Raw genomic sequence first — 20142 nt, 5'->3', positions numbered from 1 at the left:
ATTGATACATGAAGCCCCGGCAGATCCGGGGCTTTTTTATTTTAACACGGTACGCCCCAGCCGTGTGGCCAGAACGGTTTTCGCGTTATCCAGGGAGCGGATGTAATCGAGAAGGATAACCATGTTCGCTTCATCGGTTTCCTTTTGAAGTTCTTCGAGCTTTTTCTGTTTGATACGGTCGAGTAGTTTCAGACGCAGGCACATCACGGCTTCCTCGGCCATGCGCTGGAAAGAGCGTTCTTCGGTGGGAACGTAAATACCGTGGCGTTCTTCCCAGTTAGGTGAGAGGTCGTATTCACTGGTCAATAGATCTATTGCTGCGGAGGAAATAGCGGCATCCGCATTTTGTGTGAAGTGGGAAGGTTCGGGGATCAGCGCTTCGTTGAAACAGCGGTTGTATTCCTCGAATATTTTTCTGTAAGCGGATACTTCGAACTCAATGCGCATGCCGTCTACCTCGTCCAGATTAACGGAATCCAGAATATACTGAGCAATGGAAACCGAAATCATTGCGGGGTTGCCATCAATGTCCTGATCCTCCGTGGCAATTACTTCCCTTCCGAAATTAAGCAGGATGCGGATCAGATCTTTTTCCTGGCTTTCCTGGGAATCCGGATAAAGCGGACGATCGTCCACCTGAACAGGAACCACGGAAGCCGTTCCGAGATCCGGCTGAAAGTTTTCTTCTGTTTTTCGTTTTTCATCCAGCTTCTTGCGGCGGATCTTGTTCAGCTCGTTGAGCAGGGTTTGCTCCGCAACGTCCATCACGTTGGAGCAGGCTTTGATGTAAACGGAGCGGGTGATCTGTTCCGGAATAAGGGCGATGCTTTCTACAATATCCTTGATGAGTTCCGCTTTTTTGATTGGATCGCCCTGGATATCGTTATAGAGGAGTTTGGTTTTAAAGGAAATGAAGTCCTGTGTATGCTCCCGGATGAATCTTCTGAACTCATCGGAGGAAACTTTCCGGGAATAAGAGTCCGGATCGTCGCCATCAGGAAAGAGCAGCACTCTTACGTTCATTCCTTCCTCGAGCACGAGGTTAATACCCCTGAAGCTGGCTTTGATACCCGCAGGATCACCGTCGTAAAGTATTGTAATGTTTTTTGTGTACCTCCGGATAGCCCGGATCTGTTCAACGGTAAGCGAGGTTCCGGAACTGGCTACTACGTTGGAGATACCGGCCTGGTGCAGTGAGATCACATCCGTGTACCCTTCCACCAGGAAACACTCGTCTTCCCTGGAAATAGCCGTTTTGGAAAAATACAGACCATACAGAACCTTGGTCTTGTAGTAGATCGGCGATTCCGGCGAATTAATATACTTGGCAGTTTTTTTATCGGCGGAAAGGGTTCTGCCCCCGAATGCGATCACGCGTCCGGTTACATTATGAATCGGAAACATCACCCTGCCCATGAACCGGTCGAAGAAAGAGGCAGGTGCATTTTCCGTTGCGGTAGCCCCGCCCTCCGGCCGTTTGACGATCGTTAGCCCGGTTTTTTCAAGGAATTCAAGCTGATATCCGGCTTTGAGTGCAGCGTCGGAGAATTCCCGCCATTGATCTATGCTGTACCCGAGCTGAAATTTTTCAATGATGTCTTTCCGGAACCCCCGCTCTTCAAAGTAGGCCAGTCCGATATTTTTTCCTTCCTCTGTCTCCCACAGGTTCTTCGTGAAGTGTTTCTGCGCGAAGGAAGACACCACCATGAGGCTTTCTCTCTCTTCTTCTTCGGCCTGACGTTGCTTTACTTCCTCCGGCGTCTCCACCCGGTCTTCCTCTACTTCAATACTGTATTTGGAAGCGAGAAACCGCAGGGCTTCCGGAAAACTCAGGCTCTCATGATCCATGATAAAGTTCACGGCGTTGCCCGCTTTGCCGCAGCCAAAACATTTGTAGATCCCCTTGGAAGGCGACACATGAAACGACGGGGTTTTCTCATTGTGGAAAGGACACAATCCGATCATGTTCGCTCCCCGTTTCTTCAGTGAAACGAAGTCTGCGATCACCTCCTCTACACGGGCGGTTTCAAAGATGCGGGCTATGGTATTTTTTGAGATCATCCCAGCCTAAATTTAGCCCTTTTTCGCCTGTGGCCTGAAAGAATTTTATAGCTCCCCAGACTTTTTAATGGCGGATGGTATCTATGGGGAAGAAACCGTAATCAATGTACTCCGTACAACGCAGGATGACCGGAACCAGGGTACCAACCGACGCAGCTGAGATCAGCGACGAATGGCAGGAAGTGCAGGCTGCGCAAAAGGATCCGCAGGCGTTTCGACCGCTCTACGAACGGTACTACCGGAGCATCCTCCGTTTTGTATATAACCGGGTGGAAAATAGGGATCTGGCATTCGATATCACTTCGCAGGTTTTCTGTGAAGCCATTTGTTCGCTGAAACGCTATACTACCCGCGGTTTCCCCTTTTCTTCCTGGCTATTCCGTATCGCGCTAAACATCCTGGGAAAGCATTACCGCTCCGGAAAAGTTCGCCGGACAGTTTCCATCCGGGAGGAAGGCATTGCGTTGATTGCGGAAGAGTGCGGCAGCCGGGAACAGGACGAAACGCTTTTTCGCGCACTGCAAACCCTGGAAGAAACGGAGGTGCAACTCGTGGAAATGCGCTTTTTTGAGCAGCGTTCCTTCGCAGAGATTGCCGGTATCCTGGGAATTAGCGAAAGCGCGGCAAAACAACGCCTATATAAAGTATTGGAATTGTTAAAGAAGGAAATGAAGGGTATTTAAAAAGAACAGAGATGAAAAGTAAGTATCTTATTCTAAAAGACCGGGAAGCAATCAGTGAACGCGAGATTGCGGAGCAGATGGATTTTAACCGGCAACTGAAATACACTACGGGGGCGAAGAGTGGCTGGCTGAAGTGGATGGCAGGTACGGTGGCCGTTTCGGGAATAGTGGCAGGGCTGCTGCTTTGGGGGCCCGAACGGTCATCGTTGCCCCTCCTTTTGTTGCAAGATAACTTCACAGATTCAGTACCCTGGCCGCAGGCACCGGATACTGTATTCACGTTCGACGGCGGGAAGGGGGGTGTTTACCGGTTCCGTTCGGGATCGCAGATTCATGTACCCGCAGGGGCTTTCATGGGTGAGAACGGCCAACCTTTCGCAGGCCCGGTACAACTTCGCTACCGGGAATTCCATGGGCCAAAAGATTTTTTCCTCAGCGGCATTCCAATGACCTATGATTCCGCAGGAACACGCTATCATTTTGAATCGGGCGGAATGATCGAGATCCTCGCCTTCGACGGAGATCGCCCGCTGCAATTACGCCCCGGTAATTCAGTGAAAGTTGAAATGGTTTCTGTTCAGCCGGGAAATCACTTCAACTCCTATTTTCTTGACTCCCGGAGCGGACGATGGGAGTACCTCGGAAAAGATACGGCCGGAATACCTGAACCCTGGAAAAATACACTGGACAGCCTGCTGACTCAATTTGATCCGGTCTCACTCAGGAAGCAACTGATGAATTCTCTGGATGAGCAGGTAAAAGACCGGGAGGAACTGAAAAAAAACATCCCGCCTTCTCCTTTTATACCCCGCGGCAATGAATTACTGCTGGTGGTGGATCTGGATACAGTGCGTTTTCCTGAGTGGGCCGGGTACCGGAACCTTAAGTTTGCCGTGGCTCCAGAAGAAAAACAATTTGCAAAGATGTATTCCACAAAAACGTGGAGAAATGTAAGGATGAAGTCGGCCGACAGTGCCGGATGGTGTGTGCTTGAGTTTACCGACTGGACGCAGAAGATCACAGTGAAAGCGCGCCCGGTGCTGGGAGAGAAGAATATCAAAAAAGCAAATGCCATACTGGAGAAGTATCATCAGGACCTCCGCCGGAGGGAGAAAAAACTAACAGCCGACCTCAACATGCTTCGTGAACTGAACGCACGCTACGTTGGGGAAGTAGAGTTCGATAACACGGAAGGAAAAAAGCTGCAGGAGTGGCAGAAACTGGTTACGGCGAATACTCAAACAGTCATGCGTGTTTTCAATGTGGAGCGTTTTGGAATCTATAACAGCGATTGTCCGAAGCTTCTTCCCAAAGGAATGGAGATTATCGCCAGTTTTAAAGACCAGACAGGTAAGCCCCTTAAACTGGGCACGGTTTACCTGGTGGAGCAGGGGAGGAACATGATGTTTACCTACTACGGGGATACTATACGGAGTTTCAGGTACAATCCTAAAACCCGGAACCAGTTATGGACCCTAACCGCCGACGGAAGAATAGCCACCCTCAGCGCAGAAGATTTCAAAAAGGCGAAACCTGAGCACGGTGCCTGCGTATACACGCTCACTGTTCACCCGGGCAGGATAGGTTCCGAGCAGGATGCCCGCCGCCTTCTTAATCTTTGAGAACACATGCGCCTACCGTTATTGTCAGCGGGTTGCTTTCTACTCTTGATCCTTCCTGCTAAGGCGCAGGATACGGTGGTGTTTAAGGTAAAAGACGATGCGATGCGGGTTTCTTTATGGCCCAATGATTCGGCATTGTGGACAGAACAGGAAAATTATTTCGTACTCAGAGTCACCGGGGAATTTAAGGTAGGCGGGATCATGGTGACGGGTGGAAAGATCAAAAGAAAAGACAGCCTGTTTTCTGTTACAGTAGATGAAAAAGATGTTTCTGCATTGATTACCGTGCTGGAGATCCTTCCGGACGGAACACGAGCCGTTTGTTTTACACGAAAGTATACCATACGCCGCGCCCCGCAACCTGTTCTTAAAGTCTGCGGCGTGAAAAGGGATTCTGTAATGGATCTCTGGGATCTTCACATCCGAAACGGAATCACAGCTTTTCTCGAAAGTCAGAAAGTGTTTTTGCCGGTGACCGGTTTCTCTATGGTTTATACAGACGCATCGGGACAAACTGATACGTTAACCACCGCCGGAAATAAGTTTAACCTGACCATGCGGGAAAAACTTTTTCTTCTGAACCCCGGCTCCTCTATTACCATTGTGGATGCCGCTGTGGTGATGCCCGGCGGAAACGCAAAGATTCTTGATCCCGTGAGAATATTTTTGGCTGAAACAGGGAAGCGAAAAGTGGGCTACTAATCAACGAACCTCAACTCCCAGGGATTTCGCTTTTTCAAAATACATATTCGCGCGCTTCATGTCTCCTGAATTTCCGTACAGTTTTCCAAGGTTCAGGTAGGTTTGCCCGTTGTTGGGATCCAGTGCGGCAGCACGTTCAAAGGCCGCAATGGCATTCGGAGTGTCTCCTTTCATTGCATAGGCGATCCCCAGGTTCTGCAGGGCAGGGAAGTTGTTGGGATTGAACCGCAGAGATTCATTCAGGTAATAGATCGCTTTAGTAAAATCGCCTTTCTGTTCTCCGTAAACGGATCCCAGCGTGGCCAGAGCATCTACACCCGTTCTGTCCATTGAGAGCACCTTATCTTTTTCTCCTGATTTCAAATTGATGTTTTCGGGTACGGCAGCCAGAGCAGTTTCAAGGCAAACGATGGCACTGTCCGGCATTTTCAGTTCTGCATACACTGTTCCCAGTTTGTTCCAGGCGTGATGAAAGCCGGGATGAATCTGAGTGGCGCGGTGAAGTGGCCCCCTTGAAGCCAGTAACTGCTCTTTGTATTCGGGAAGGCCTTTATTATCCATTGCCGCGTTGTAAAGGGAATTACCCAGATAGAAGTGAACCTTTGCACTGTTCGGCGCGTGATGGATATCGGCCGCAAAGAGTGTAAGATTATTCTTCCAGTCGGGATTGCGTGAAAAGGTTTTTAGAGCAAGCGGTACTGACAGAAGAAGAATGATCAACATCGGTTTGCTCTTCCATTCTGCTTCTTTTATGGAGGTTTTCAGCAACCAAAGTACCAACGCGCACACCGCCAGGCAGGCGCCCAGGCTTGCCGTAAAGGTAAATCGTTCTCCCAGCGGAGCACCAACATTGAACAGCAGGTTCGAAACCAGTGAAAGTTGAATGAGATAGAACAGGATACCGAAAGCAATCATGTCGGAGAGGGTAATTCCGGAATTTCTTTCGCGCGGGGAACGTTTCAGAATAAGCACAGCGATAACCAACAGCGCCCCGTGAACAACAAATGAAAGGATCGCACGGTAATCCGCCCAACCCACAACAGGAATCTGATTAAAAGAGTAATCGCTGGAGAGCGGATGCGGAAAGAAAAAGAGGCATAGATATTCCCAGAAAATAAGTGCAACGCTCGCGGTCCGTTCTCCGAATCCTGTACCGAACAAATGATTTTCCATCAGGTCTGCCGTACTTTTGTCGCCCACTGTTCCCACCAGCACAGACCGGATGATAAGATAAACTAAACCGGTAATGAGTAGCGGCAGTGAGCGTTTCAGCGCATCCCTTACCGGAAGCTTCCGGATCAGAAAAAGAAGGAAAGGAAAGAACAACAGGAAAAGTATTCCGTTCTCCTTCGAGAGTAGCGCCAGTGCGAAAAAAGAAGCCGCTTTCCATTGGACACCCGCACGGTCGCTCAGCAGGTACCAAACAGACGCCAGAATAAAAAGAAGAGAGAAGATCTCATCCCTTGATTTGATATTCGCTACTACCTCCGAATGCAGCGGATGAACCAGAAAAAGTACCGAAGTCATCAACGCAAGTAAGGGATGTTCTGTGAGCCGGATGAGCGCCAGGAAAAGCATTACTATACAAACGGAGTAAAGCAGTACATTAATAAAATGACTTAGTCCCGGCGAGGGCCCACCCATTATCTCCCATTCAATGGCGTAAGTAACCAGCGAAAGTGGTCGCCACCGGCCACCCCCGATCTCCAGCCCCTGCCCGTAAATCCCCGCAAAAAGGTCCTTCGTCATCAGATCCGGAATACCCTGAACCCCTTTTTTTGTGAATTCGTTCGCAGTAATGGCTACCGAATCATCGAAGGCATATTCGTGCCCCAGAGTATTGAAATAGAGGAAAAAAGCAGTGGCTGCCAGGGTCAGGCAAATGGTACGGTATTGCCGGAACAATGAACCCCTTGGAGTTTGACTTATTGCCTTGCCTTTTTTCGCCATTCCGCAAATATAGAAATAGACCGGTGAGGTCCGGCGCCTCGATATTTAGTTAAATGCCATAAAATCAATAAGTTAAATGGTTTTGTCAAGGTGAATGAATTTTTGAACCAGTAACCAACCTTATTGCCTTTGGATACGTCTGTTTTGCGGATACTGGAAAAGATGGGCAAAGTTGAGTAAACCCACTGGTTTTCAGTATTTTTTTATATTTTTATGCACCCTAAATTCACCGGATCATGAGAAAATTCTTACCCCTTCTCATTTTAGTTCTTTTTATTGCCCCCGTCACAGCCTTCGCAACCCACATTGTGGGAGGCTCGCTGACCTATGAGCACCTGGGAGGTTCCACCTACCGTTTCATCCTGAAGTTGTACCGTGATTGCGCTCCCGGTAATGCCTCCTTCCCGGGAACTGCGAATATTCTTGTGCGTCTTCCCAACGGAACGGCATTTACCACAGTGAGCATTCCTTTCCCCGGCGCTTCATTCGTTCCTCTGAATATTGATACCTGTGTTACGAATCCGGGTATCTGTCTGGAAGAAGCCATTTATTCCCGCGTGGTCAATAATATTCCTCCCAATCCGGGAGGATACCATGTGTATTTTCAGTATTGCTGCCGCAACTCTTCCCTTGGGAACGTAGTGAATCCCCTGGCAACCGGAGAAACCTGGTATACCTACATCCCCGACAACACCCAATGGCTCACTAACTCCTCTCCTCAATGGTCTCAGTTTCCGCCGGTGTTTGTTTGTCAGAACCAGCCGCTGAATTTTGATCACAGTGCTACGGACGCCGACGGCGATTCGCTTGTTTACTCTCTTTATACACCATTTGATGATAATGCACCTACGTTCCCGCTGAACGTAGCCACTTTTACTCCCATCACCTGGAGTAATACCAATCCGGGTAATCCTCCCACCTTTATGTATGGACCTACCAATGCGCTGGGAGGTCCTCCGGGAGCGCTAACCATTAACCAGGGCACGGGATTGCTCAACGGAAGTCCGCCTTATGTTGGTCAGTTTGTGGTTGGGATTAAATGCGAGGAATTCCGGAATGGGCAAAAAATCGGCGAGATCCTTCGCGATTTCCAGTTCAATGTGGTCTATTGTCCGCCCCTGGCTGTAGCGTCCTTCACGCCGCAGGGTAATTGTTCGGGCGGAAACACCGTATGTTTCAACAATACCACGGCCCCTCCTGCCAGTTCCTATTTCTGGAACTTCGGTGATCTTTCTGTAACAACGGATACTTCCTATTCAGCGAATCCTCCCTGCTACACTTATCCGGGCGTGGGTCCTTACACCGTAATGCTTATATCCAACTGGGGAACAGCCTGCGCGGATACCGCCTACGATACTATTTCAATTGCTTCCACTGCGGCAGGCTTTACAAACACCGCTCCGGTATGTGCAGGAGATACCGTGTTTTTTACAGATGCGTCCACGGCTTCGCCGGGCAATAACATCAATGCATGGACCTGGAATTTCGGTGATCCGCCATCAGGGCCGAATAATACCTCCACGCAGCAGAACCCGTATCATATTTACAATAACGGGGGAACCTATACGGTTACACTCATCATTGGTTCCACCGCCGGATGTGTAGATACCATTACACAGGTGATCACCATTCAGGGCAGGCCCATTGCCAATGCCGGGAATGACACGATTGCCTGTACGAATAGTCCAACCATAGCCCTGGGAGGTACCGTACTGAATGCTACCGGCGGTTTATGGATCGGAAACGGAACATTCACGCCCAGTAACACCGTACTCAATCCTACGTACACGCCTACGCCTTTGGAGGTGAGCAACGGATCGGCTACTTTACTGCTTATCACCACCGGCAATGGCTTGTGTACAGCTGATACAGACACCATTGTGATCACCTTTACGCCCGGACCGGGCGCCAGTGCAGGCAGCGATATTTTCGTTTGTCAGGACACGGCTTATGTGCCGCTCAGCGGAACGTTCACACCTCCGGCTACGGGAGGATCGTGGACCATTATTACCGGCAACGGAACATTTGTTCCCAACCCGAATATTGTGAACCCGAATTACATTCCCACGCCGCAGGATACTGCAAACGGATCTGTGGTTCTTCTTTTCTGCACCACCGGTAACGGGAATTGTTTACCTACCTGCGACACGGTAACCATCTTTTTCACACCGCCGCCTTCTGTGGCAATTACAAATAACGATTCAGCCTGTGCAGGCGCATGGATTCCGCTCTCGGCCACTACCACTACCGGAGCAGGGTACTGGACCAGCTCCGGAACCGGGCAGTTCCTTCCCTCAAATGCTATCCTGAATCCAACCTATGTTCCCAGCGCAGCGGATAACGCGAATGGTTCTGTATGGCTGCACTTTTATACCACGAATAACGGGGGATGTTTGCCGCAGCATGATTCCCTGCTCATGACGCTCATCCCTGCACCGACTGCTCAGTTTGCTTCCACGAATGTGTGTCCGTGGTCGCCCACAGGATTTACGGACGGATCCACCACCACGGTGGGAGTGATTACCGGATGGACATGGAATTTCGGAGATCCTCCCTCCGGTGCCAACAATAGCTCCAACAACCAGAATCCCACGCACATTTACGGTGCAGGCGGAACCTACACTGTAACATTGGTGGTAACCTCCTCCAATGGTTGCAGTGATACGCTCGTAGATACGGTGAATGTATATTATCAGCCGGTTGCCGATTTCGGATTGCTGAATGCCTGCCAGAACGATGGGGTACAATTTTTAGACTCTTCCACTACACTCACCGGAACAATCACGGGCTGGACCTGGAATTTTGGTGATTCACAAACGGGCACTTCCCAGAATCCTGTGCATAATTACGGCAGCGCAGGGAATTACAACGTAAGCCTGATCGTGACCAATTCGGCAGGTTGTGCAGATACTGTAACACAGTCGGTAACAGTGAATCCTGCACCTTTGGCTGCCTTTGGTATTGATGATTATACGGCAGTGGTCGGACAAACGGTGAATTTCACAGATCAGTCACAGACAAACATCATTTCCTGGTTCTGGAATTTCGGTGATTCTACTACTTCGAACGTTCAGAATCCCAGTCATGCCTATTCCACCGGCGGAACCTTTATAGTGATGCTGATTGTAACAGATATCAATGGTTGTATTGATACGGTATATCACGAAGTGATTGTTGCTCTTCCGCCACTGGTACCGAGTGGTTTCTCACCCAACGGTGACGGGTTCAATGATGAACTGCTTGTTAAGGGCGGTCCGTTCAAGGAGCTGGAATTCCGGATCTATAACAACTGGGGAGAACTGCTGTTCATTTCCAATGATCAGGCGAAAGGATGGAACGGAACACGCGACGGCAAGGAACAACCGCTGGGTGTATATGTCTGGACGGTGACAGGTGTTACCGAGGATGACGTTTCGCACGTTCTGAAGGGAGATGTTACCCTGGTGAGATAAGCGCAGCAACCCCAATGAAAAGCACTATGAGAACCATGATAAAATCCGTTCCGGTACTGGCCCTGTTTTTGGCCGGAACGATGATGCGCTCCCAGGATTTTCACCTGACACAATACGACGGCGCGTCGCTGAATGTAAATCCGGCTATGACCGGCTTGTTTGAAGGCTATTACCGTGTGCATGCGCACTATCGCACGCAGTGGAGTGCCATCGCGCATCATCCCTTCCAGACCTTTGCCGGATCTTTCGACATGCCGCTGGGAAAGTTTGCGGCCGGCGGGCAGCTGATGGATTACAGAGCGGGCACAGGCAACTACAACGTTTTCAGTTTTCTTGCCTCCGGATCCTATGATCTGATCCTGGACAAGGAGAAAGAATACCACCATATTTCCATGGGAGCTCAGTTGGGATTTATACAGAAGAGTATTCAGTTTTCCAAACTTACCTGGGACGAGCAATACAGCTATTCCAACGGAGGGTATTTTGATACCAGCATACCTTCAGGAGAGACGATGGGAGATGAAGGCATTTTCATGCCGGATCTGAATGCAGGATTCATTTATTATTATGCCAAAGACGCGGTACGTGTGAATCCCTTTTTCGGATACAGTGTGCGGCACCTGACGCGCCCGAAGGAATCGTTTTATGGAACCGATAACCGCTTGCCTATTCATCACACCTTTCACGGGGGCGTACGTTTCTCTATCAACGACAAGCTGCAGCTTCTGCCTAAATTTCTCCTGCTACGTCAGACCAATGCGCGCGAATTCACGTTTTCGGTGCACGGTCATTATTACCTGAAAGAGCAGGATGTATTTCTGATTTTCGGTCCTACCTTCCGCTTGTCGGGTCCGGTAACCGCGAAGGAGAATTTTTACCATAGTGAAGATGACGCGATAGTGATGGAGATGGGGTTGAAAATGGGTCCGTGGATCTACCGTCTTAGTTACGACATTAATACCTCATCCCTGAATCCTTACACCAATCACCGCGGAGGTCTTGAACTGTCCGTGACCTACACCGGGCGGCGAACCGGTCCGCAACGTGCAAATAATTGTCCCCGTTTATGAAAAAGCTGTTATCCGTTTTCTTTCTTTTTTATCTCTGCGGCGGTTTAGCCTTTTCCCAAACACGGAAGGAATGGCTTCAGTATGCGGAAGATGCCTATAAAGTAGGAGATTACGCTTCTGCGGTGGAGTATTACCAGCGGGTGATAGAGCCGGGCACGATGCATTCAAGAGATTATTTATTTCCGTACGACATACGCACATTTGTACCCCCTCTGGATTCCACAGGAACAGACACTTCCAAAGTGATGCAGGAAGATACCAGCGTGGTGAAGAACATCACCCAGCGAATTGGTTATGATTATGTAGTACACCGGGTGGCAGAGTGTTACCGGTTGATCCGTAATTACGATAAGGCGGAGATATGGTACCGTAAATCATTGAAAATTGACGAAAAGCGGTATCCGGAGGATAAGATGTGGTTCGGGATGATACTGATGACGAACAAAAAGTATCACGACGCGCTGCAGATATTCGAGTCTATTACAGCGGATTCACTCCTGAAAGGCAGTTATCAATACAAGCGGGCGAGTGCGGGAGCGCTGAGTTGTTATTTTGCGATGGACAGTAACAGCACAAAGAAGAACACCGTGATATCCTTAATGGACACTACAGTGAACTCACCGAAAGCCAGCGCCACCTTTGCCACTGCTTTTGCAGAGATGAATGTGGAGATGCTGATTACCTCGGCCCGGAAGGACGGGAAAGTGACGAACACTGAGGATAAAGAAGAGCAGGAGGATCCGTTTTACCTCTGCGACATCTTTACGATCACGAAGAACGGACAGAGCTGGACAGCACCGATGCTGCTGGAAGGGAATGTTAACACGGGTATGCATGAAGGATCGCCGTATTTGTCAGTGAATAAGGACATGTTGTTTTTCACCCGTTGGAATCCGGCGGATCCGAAGGAGTGTCATATTTACCTGGCCAGGTACATGAACGGCAAGTGGCTTCAGCCCATGAAGCTGCCCGGAGTAAACGTAGACGGATACCGTTCCATGAACCCTTCACTGAATTTTGAGGAGGATAAGATCTATTTTGCATCAGATCGTCCGGGCGGAAAAGGTAAAATGGATATTTGGTATTGTTCGCTCGATGAGAACGGCAACCCCGGCACCCCGGTGAACCTGGGGAGCAATATTAACAGTTCAGAGAACGAAGTAAGTCCTTTTTACAGCAGCAAAACCACCACATTGTACTTTTCATCAGACGGGCACATGGGTTTCGGGGGCTTGGATATTTTCAAAACATACGCTACGGAAACGGACACCGTATGGGGGCAGCCTGTGAATATGAAAGGCCCTGTTAATTCGAGCAAAGACGATGCGTATTTTGTTATTCTGAACGATCAGAAGACGGCGTATTTCTCAAGTGACCGTGAGCAGTGTGTAGGATGCGGTCCGGAGCCGACCTATTGTTACAAAGTTTACGAGGTGGTGAAGAATCCGCCGATTTTCAGCATAAGCGGGGTGGTTTATAATTCAGAGACGAACGAGGTAATTCCGAACGCTCTGGTATCTTTTAAGGATGTGGGATTCAACAGGGAGCCGATGATGTTCATTACCGATGACAAAGGATATTACGAGACTCCGCTTCCGGAGGATGCCGAATGGTTTATAAAGGCACAGAAGAACAAGTTTTTCAGCGACGCCGCTTCAGTGACTACGAAGGACAAGACAGAGAGCGAAAGTTTCATTCAGGATTTTTACCTTACACCGATACCCGGTGGTGAGATTGTGATTGAGGGCATTGAATACGACTTTGACAAGGCGACGCTGCGGCCCCGTTCGAAGCAGATTTTGGACACGTTGGCAGATTTTCTTACGCTGAACGAGCACGTAAGCATTCAGATCAGTGCTCACACAGACACGAGGGGATCAGACTCCTACAACCTGGATCTTTCGAAGCGTCGTGCGAAGAGTGTAGTGGAGTATCTTATTACGAAGGGCATTGATCCGAAGCGGTTAACCTCAGAGGGATATGGAGAAACGGTACCATGGTCGTATACGGAGAAGGACGGCACGGTAGTTACGCACAGTCAAAAGTTCATCAATGCATTAAAGACGACGAAGGAGAAGGAGGCAGCCCACCAGAAGAACCGTCGCACAACGTTCAAGGTAGTAGGTGAGACCAAGATCGAGATCAAGTACAAGAATTGATGCACACCCAATCACATAGAACCCCGGTCAACAGCCGGGGTTTTTTATTTATGTTAAAGAGTGCTATATTTACGCAGCTCACATTAAGCATCCGGATCCCAGTTTTTAAAATGAAGCAGACTTCAGGCAGTAGATTTACATACAGGAGCAAGCTAAGTCCGTTCGGTAGCCTGCCTGCCGAAGCGGCAGCGCAGGCAGGTCTGCTCTGTTAATCCAGTTTCAAAACCGCCATGAAAGCGGATTGTGGAATTTCCACCGCACCAATCTGGCGCATGCGCTTCTTACCTTCTTTCTGCTTCTCCAGAAGTTTACGCTTACGTGAAATATCCCCTCCGTAACATTTTGCAGTTACGTCTTTTCGCAAGGCAGAAATTGTTTCCCGGGCAATAATCTTTGCACCTATCGCTGCCTGTATGGCTATCTGGAACTGCTGTCGCGGAATCAGCTCTTTTAGTTTCTCACAAATCTTTCTCCCGAAATCGTACGCCCGGTCGCGGTGAATTAAAGCCGACAAGGCGTCTACCATGTCGCCGTTTACTAAAATATCTAATCGGACAAGGTCGGAAGTTTTATATCCTATCGGATGGTAATCAAAAGAAGCATACCCTTTTGAAATGGTTTTCAGTTTGTCGTAAAAATCAAATACGATCTCTGCCAAAGGCATTTCAAATACCAACTCCACACGGTCTGTGGTCAGATAACTCTGATTGATGATGCTTCCCCGCTTTTCAATGCATAAGCCCATCACAGATCCAACAAATTCTGCCTTTGTAATGATGTTTGCCTTGATAAATGGCTCTTCTACACGCTCCAATGTACTTGGGTCCGGAAAATCAGATGGATTCTTGAGGTGAAGTTCCACCCCTTTCATGGTATAGGCGTAATACGATACGTTGGGTACCGTGGTAATCACCGTCATGTTAAATTCTCTCTCCAGCCGTTCCTGAATGATCTCCATATGAAGCATTCCCAAAAACCCGCAACGGAAACCAAATCCTAACGCAGCTGAACTCTCCGGTTCCCAGGTGAGCGAGGCATCATTCAGCTTCAGCTTCTCCATACTATCCCGCAGCTCTTCATAGTCTTCTGTATCCACAGGATAAATTCCCGCAAATACCATCGGTTTTACATCTTCAAACCCTTTTACCACTTCTGCACAGGGGTTTTCAACGTGCGTGATCGTATCTCCCACTTTTACCTCGGCGGCGGCTTTGATTCCTGAAATAATATATCCCACGTTTCCTGCTGAAATCTCCGGACATGCTTCCATTCCCAGTTTCAGAACGCCTACCTCATCCGCATGGTATTCTTTTTCAGTGGCAATGAACTTGACAAGGTCGTTTTTTTTCAATGTGCCGTTCACCACCTTGAAATAGGCAATGATCCCACGAAAAGAATTGAAAACCGAATCAAAGATCAATGCCTGTAAAGGAGCATTCGGATCTCCCTTGGGAGGAGGAATGCGATCTACAATGGCTTCCAGAATTTCAGGAACTCCATGACCTGTTTTTCCGCTGGCATGCAAAATCTCCTCCCGCTTACATCCCACCAGATCTACAATCTGATCCTTCACCGTTTCCGGATCTGCTGAAGGTAGATCAATCTTATTTAAAACCGGAATGATCTCCAGGCCGTTCTCAATGGCTAAGTATAAGTTGGAAATGGTTTGGGCCTGAATCCCCTGAGAGGCATCCACCAGCAACAATGCTCCTTCACAGGCGGCCAAGGCACGGGATACCTCATACGAGAAGTCAACGTGCCCCGGGGTGTCAATCAGATTATAAATATATTTCTTCCCGCGCACTTCATGCATCATCTGGATCGCATGACTCTTGATCGTGATCCCGCGTTCACGTTCCAGATCCATGTCGTCCAGCACCTGATCCATCATCTCCCGCTTGCTGATGGTTTTTGTTACTTCCAGCAAGCGATCCGCCAGGGTACTCTTCCCGTGGTCAATGTGCGCGATAATGCAAAAATTACGGATGTGTTTCATTCGATTTTAAGGCCAGCAAAGGTACACTTTTGAACGCAGCCCGCATGCCCCTGTCCCTGAAGGCCAATGGCTTAGGTTTCAGTGTGTTCGGGCAACCCGGAATTTTTAAAAATACCTCGCCGCGGGAGGCAACCTCATGGGTATATTTATAGTCTGATTATTAAGAGATTACCTATTCCAGAGTTTATGAGGATCGCCCCGTTCCTGTTTTTCGTTGCCTTCGGAAGTGTCTGTATCGCACAGAACCAGTTCATCAATGCCGGAACTGATACCACGCTTTGTGCAGGAAATGCAACACTCACAGCTTCTGTTACTAATATCCCGCAGTCCACCGCCTATACGGTGGCATCAATCCCTTACGCTCCGGTTGTTCCTTTTAACCAGGGAACCGTGCTGCCCGTGCCGGTGGATGATGAATATTCCGGTGTTATTCCCATCGGTTTTACTTTTTGTTTTTACGGAACACCGCACACGGATCTGCTGATCTCCACCAACAATTACCTCTGCTTCGATCTCACTCAGGCCAATCAATATTCTCCCTGGCCGATCAATGCGGCGATTCCGGATCCGAATTATCTCACCAATATGACTCCTGTGGATGCCATCATGGGTCCATGGGTGGATATAGATCCCAGTGTTGGTGGGATTATCCGCTACAACACCTACGGTACCGCCCCCTTCAGGTATTTTGTGGTCAGCTTTGAAAATGTTCCTTATTTCTCCTGCAATAACCTGCTTTACACCGGACAGATGGTTCTTTTTGAAACTACCAATATCATCGAAACACATATTATGCTTAGCCAGATCTGCTCCACCTGGAACGGAGGTGCGGCTATTCACGGTCTGCACAATAACAATGGCACACAGGCAGATTTTGTAACAGGAAGAAATTATCCGACGCAATGGCAGGTCACGAATGATGGCTACCGCTGGTCGCCTTCCGGACCACCCACCAGTTATACCATTGCCTGGACCGATCTTTCAAACCTGCAGAACGTGGGCAACACAGCACAGATCACCGTGACTCCTACTACCAACACCTGTTACCAGGCCACAGTAACTTACGGATGCAGCAATGCTTCTTTCAGCGATACGGTTTGTGTGAACATAGGAATTCCCGGCCTCTCGCTTACTTCCGGCAATATTCTTTGTAATGGTCAAACCAACGGTTCAGCCAATATTACCGTTACAGGTCCGGGGCCTTACACATACAACTGGTCCACCGGGGCTACTACTCCCGGCATTTCCGGTCTTGGAGCAGGCGTTTATACCGTTACGGTTTCCGACGGAAATTGTACGTATACCGGAACGGTCACCGTTACTGAACCACTACCACTAACGGTTCTCGGAGCAAACGGAACCGATACTTGCTCTATCGGAACCGGCTTTACCGCCGTCATCCCTTCGGGAGGAACCGGCCCTTATTCCTACCAGTGGTCGAACGGACAAACCGGCGCCAGCGCAACCGGATTGAATGCGGGCACCTATTCATGTGTTATAACGGATGCGAATGGTTGTACCACTACGGTGAGTCAGAATGTGGGAAATCTCGCCGGACCCACAGCGGTGATTAATACATCCCAAACTTCGTATGCTACAAACGAACCCGTGCAGTTCAGTGATGGTTCCAGCGGAGGAGGAGGGAACCTTGTGGCATGGACATGGATCATCGGAACCAACACCTATACCACACAGAATCCGCCGCCGCAAACATATACGACGCAGGGAAATTACTGTGCTACACTTATTGTTACCAACAGCCTGGGATGTACGGATTCCACTACAGATTGCATCCTGATTGCCGATAGTGTAATGATCCCGAATGTGATTACACCCAATGGCGACGGGCAGAATGACATGCTGGAATTTAAAAATCTGGAAGCCTATCCCGGAAGCCGCCTGATGATCTATAACCGCTGGGGAAATCTTATTTACGAGAATGGCAGTTATGCTAACGACTGGAATGCAAAAAACGTGAGCGATGGAACCTATTATTTTATTCTGACTGTGAACGACGGAAAGAACACGGTGCGTTACGGTTATCTAACGGTATTAAAAAACAAATAGATCATGAAGTTCTTTTCACTGTTAACAGGATTAGTATTTCTGCATTCACTCTTCGGACAAATCACTCCGCAGATTGTCCCCGGCACCTGTGCGCCACCAAACACTACCACAGCAAAAATTCCGGCACCTTTTGACGGCAGTGGTTCACTCGGGCAAACGTACACTCTTTCAAAATGCGGCCTGAATTATGTAACCGCTACCAACAAACTGGGACAGCGTTTTTCTCCTCCCGGTGTTCTTCAGCCTGCAACCTATTCCATTGCAGGACTTCCTGTTTGCGCTGTGATTGAAAAAGCATTTTTATACATGGATGCTTCCGGAAACGGAATGGCGGTAACCGCAACGATCACCAATCCGGCAAATACTACGCAGAATTTTCCCATGACCATGATCGGAAACTGTCAGGATAAATGCTGGGGTTACAGCGGCACCTACTCTTACCGTGCGGATGTGACTTCCATTATTCAGGGTAATGGGAATTATATGGTGAGCGGTTTGCCTACCAGCACCACAACCCCTGGTAACGATGCCGACGGTGCTACATTGATCATTATTTATTCCGACCCTTCAATGACTTATCTGGGCGACATTGTGATTTGGGATGGTTGTAATGTGGGAATAGGAACGCAGAATCCCAGTACTATGACCGGCTTATCTGTTTGCGCCACACCCAGCCTCGCCCGTGGATTTCTGATCATAGCCGATTTTCAAAGCATCGGCGGAATGGTGAGTGTGAACGGCAGCCCGTATTTCAACATTGCGGACGACTGGTGGAATTTTGTAGACCAGAGCACTACGGTTACAAGTTCTCAGACCAATTCAACGTTTGGCGCCGACGGAAACGGTTCTGATTGTTTCAACCTGATGATGATCGGACTTTACTGGCAAACCACTGCCTGCACCACCTGTGTACCACAGAGCGGAGTATTACCTGTAACAGCTACCAACGGAAGTTCAGCATGTAATCCTTGCAGTGGAACATCTACCGTAACACCGAACGGTGGAACGCCGCCGTATTCATACACCTGGAATACTGTGCCGGTGCAAACCACACAAACTGCAACAGGGTTGTGTCCGGGCACGTACATCGTAACAGTGAGTGATGCAGCCTGCCTTGCAGGAATGGACACGATTGTAATTAGTTCACCCAATCCGGTGACGGCGGGAGCCACTTCTACGAATGTGGCATGCTTCGGTCAGTCTACCGGTACAGCTACCGCCACACCTTCCGGAGGAACGGCACCCTTTACATATAACTGGTCACCTTCAGGCGGTACTAATTCCACCGCAACCGGGCTGACGGCAGGAACTTATACGGTCACCATCACGGATGCCAATGGCTGCACAGCTACGGCCACTGTAACCATCACACAGCCGGGGCAGTTACTTGCAACAGCATCGGCACTGGTAAATGTAACGTGTGCCGGCGGAACGAACGGAAGCGCGGGTGTGAATCCGGCAGGAGGAACTCCTCCGTATTCATACCTATGGTCACCTTCTTCTCAGACCTTGCAAACTGCCACCGGCCTGGCCGCGGGAATCTACACGGTAACTATTACGGACGTTAACGGTTGCAGTACAACAGCCACTGTTACCGTTACACAGCCGGCACCCATGAGCGCGCCCACTACCACTGCGGCCGACACCTGCGGTATGAGTACCGGAAGCGTGAATGTGAATGTAACAGGAGGAACAGGACCATACACGTATTCCTGGGCACCTGTTAACGGTAACGGAGCAGCACTGGGAAATCTGAACGGTGGCACTTACACTGTAACCATTACCGATGCGAACGGATGTACCACCACTGCAACAGGAACGGTGAACAGCCTGGCCGGTCCCACCGCAGCATTTACAGTTAATCCAATGGCAGGTTCAAGTTCTACTCCTTTCAGCGTAACCGACGGTTCCACAGGAGGAAGTGGAAATATTATTGCCTGGTTCTGGAACTTCGGAGATTCTTCTTTTACTTCTCAAAATCCTCCCACTCAGTATTTGCAGGGTTCGGGAACCCATTGCATAGAACTCGTAGTAGTGAGTAATCTTGGTTGTCGCGACACGGCCAATATTTGCCTGGAGATTGTGGATTCTATCTCAGTTCCCAACGTGATAACACCCAACGGCGATTCGCACAACGAATACCTTGTTTTCGATAACCTGGATCAGTTTCCTGGCAGCCGTATTGTGATCTATAACCGCTGGGGAAATCTTATTTACGAGACCGCGGATTACCTCAACAACTGGAATGCGATGGATGTGAGCGATGGAGTGTATTATTTTGTTTTGTGGGTGGCCGACAGCAAGAATACAGTGAAAGCGGGATGGGTGGCGGTGATGGGACGTGGAAAGAAGTGAGGTTTTAAAATAAAACCAGATTGGT

11 protein-coding genes are annotated in these 20142 nt (G+C 49.1%); 8 read left to right on the top strand and 3 right to left on the bottom strand.

What is annotated here, in order from left to right; all coding sequences use genetic code 11:
* Positions 1 to 36 precede the first annotated feature (36 nt).
* Positions 37 to 2061, bottom strand: a complete 2025-nt coding sequence (locus IT233_00280; protein MCC7301055.1) for a DNA primase — start codon at positions 2059 to 2061, stop codon at positions 37 to 39.
* 125 nt (positions 2062 to 2186) lie between these two features.
* Between IT233_00280 and IT233_00275 the strand changes: the two genes are divergently transcribed.
* The 3 genes from IT233_00275 to IT233_00265 are packed head-to-tail and all read left to right on the top strand — an operon-like array spanning position 2187 to position 5068.
* Positions 2187 to 2744 carry a sigma-70 family RNA polymerase sigma factor gene (locus tag IT233_00275; protein ID MCC7301054.1) on the top strand — a complete coding sequence of 186 codons (558 nt, stop codon included), beginning with the start codon at positions 2187 to 2189 and terminating at the stop codon, positions 2742 to 2744.
* Between the two features lie 11 nt (positions 2745 to 2755).
* Complete coding sequence (locus IT233_00270; GenBank protein MCC7301053.1) at positions 2756 to 4366, top strand: hypothetical protein; 1611 nt, start codon at positions 2756 to 2758, stop codon at positions 4364 to 4366.
* A 6-nt stretch (positions 4367 to 4372) separates the two neighbouring features.
* On the top strand, positions 4373 to 5068 hold the full coding sequence (locus IT233_00265) for a hypothetical protein (GenBank protein ID MCC7301052.1): 696 nt from the start codon (positions 4373 to 4375) through the stop codon (positions 5066 to 5068).
* Here IT233_00265 and IT233_00260 read toward each other — a convergent pair whose 3' ends face one another.
* A complete protein-coding gene (locus tag IT233_00260) occupies positions 5069 to 7018 on the bottom strand; it encodes a tetratricopeptide repeat protein (GenBank protein MCC7301051.1) in 1950 nt (649 codons plus the stop codon).
* Positions 7019 to 7254: 236 nt separating this feature from the next.
* Between IT233_00260 and IT233_00255 the strand changes: the two genes are divergently transcribed.
* The 3 genes from IT233_00255 to IT233_00245 are packed head-to-tail and all read left to right on the top strand — an operon-like array spanning position 7255 to position 13699.
* Complete coding sequence (locus tag IT233_00255) at positions 7255 to 10470, top strand: PKD domain-containing protein (GenBank protein MCC7301050.1); 3216 nt, start codon at positions 7255 to 7257, stop codon at positions 10468 to 10470.
* 26 nt (positions 10471 to 10496) lie between these two features.
* The gene (locus IT233_00250) at positions 10497 to 11540 is read left to right on the top strand and encodes a PorP/SprF family type IX secretion system membrane protein (protein MCC7301049.1); all 1044 of its coding nucleotides are present in this window, start codon (positions 10497 to 10499) and stop codon (positions 11538 to 11540) included.
* Positions 11537 to 13699, top strand: coding sequence for an OmpA family protein (locus IT233_00245; protein MCC7301048.1), 2163 nt, complete (start codon positions 11537 to 11539; stop codon positions 13697 to 13699). The genes IT233_00250 and IT233_00245 overlap by 4 nt, the downstream gene beginning before the upstream one ends.
* Before the next feature lie 208 nt (positions 13700 to 13907).
* Here the strand turns inward: IT233_00245 and lepA are convergent, their stop codons facing one another.
* A complete protein-coding gene (lepA, locus tag IT233_00240; GenBank protein ID MCC7301047.1) occupies positions 13908 to 15695 on the bottom strand; it encodes an elongation factor 4 in 1788 nt (595 codons plus the stop codon).
* Positions 15696 to 15881: 186 nt separating this feature from the next.
* Here lepA and IT233_00235 point away from each other — a divergent pair, with 186 nt between their 5' ends.
* Positions 15882 to 17762: a gliding motility-associated C-terminal domain-containing protein gene (locus tag IT233_00235; GenBank protein MCC7301046.1), complete on the top strand. Its 1881-nt coding sequence runs from the start codon at positions 15882 to 15884 to the stop codon at positions 17760 to 17762.
* Positions 17763 to 17765: 3 nt separating this feature from the next.
* Positions 17766 to 20117 (top strand): gliding motility-associated C-terminal domain-containing protein, encoded by a 2352-nt coding sequence (locus IT233_00230; GenBank protein MCC7301045.1) that lies wholly within the window; start codon positions 17766 to 17768, stop codon positions 20115 to 20117.
* Positions 20118 to 20142: the final 25 nt, after the last annotated feature.

It is taken from the genome of Bacteroidia bacterium, assembly GCA_020852255.1.
In the GTDB taxonomy this organism is placed as follows: domain Bacteria; phylum Bacteroidota; class Bacteroidia; order JADZBD01; family JADZBD01; genus JADZBD01.
Note: the sequence above shows the minus strand (reverse complement) of the source record. Positions and strands in the feature narration are given on the sequence as shown.